The organism is Flavobacterium maritimum (assembly GCF_040049085.1).
Taxonomy (GTDB): domain Bacteria; phylum Bacteroidota; class Bacteroidia; order Flavobacteriales; family Flavobacteriaceae; genus Flavobacterium; species Flavobacterium maritimum.
The window spans coordinates 1-557 of sequence record NZ_JBDLZY010000036.1 but is presented as its reverse complement, the minus strand read 5'-3'; the positions used below and the strand labels follow the sequence as shown (position 1 = coordinate 557).

Below are 557 nucleotides of genomic sequence, written 5' to 3'. Positions count from 1 at the left end.
TCGCAAAGTCGCGAAGGCGCAAAGTTTTTTGTTTCACGCAGATTTAAAGGCCATTTTTTAATTAGAAACGATGTTTTGTTTTTAAAATAATTTCACCAGTAAATTATTTTGATTTTCAAATGCATTTATGATTTAAAAAATCTGCTTTTTTCTGCTGAAATTATTTTAAATCTGTGTGAAATAAACCTTGTACAATTAACCGCTAAAGCTTTATACACCTAACTCAAAAACGGTATGCTTAATATATTTACGATTGTAGGTATATAAAACATGTACTTTTTTATCTGCGGTCTGAATAATGGCTGGATAACTGAATTCTCCTTTTTCCTGTTTTTCCAGATCAAATAATTTCTTCCAGTTTAAGCCATCAGTAGAATAATCTACGTCGAGAATATTTCTTCCGTTAAACCAGTCTTTTCCCATTGGCAATGGATTATTTACCAATAAAAACAGGTTTTTATTTACCGTCAGTGCATCAATTCCGGAATTTGAATTGATAACATTAATGGTATTGGTTCTAATCCAGCTTTTACCATTATCGCCAGACCAACTGGAAA

Annotated in this window: 1 protein-coding gene; it reads right to left on the bottom strand. The window is 31.2% G+C overall.

Annotated features, from left to right (window positions below; genetic code table 11):
• Positions 1–210: 210 nt before the first annotated feature.
• Positions 211–557, bottom strand: a 347-nt coding sequence (locus tag ABEB23_RS18170) for an exo-alpha-sialidase (RefSeq protein WP_348814132.1), incomplete at its 5' end; no start/stop codon positions are given.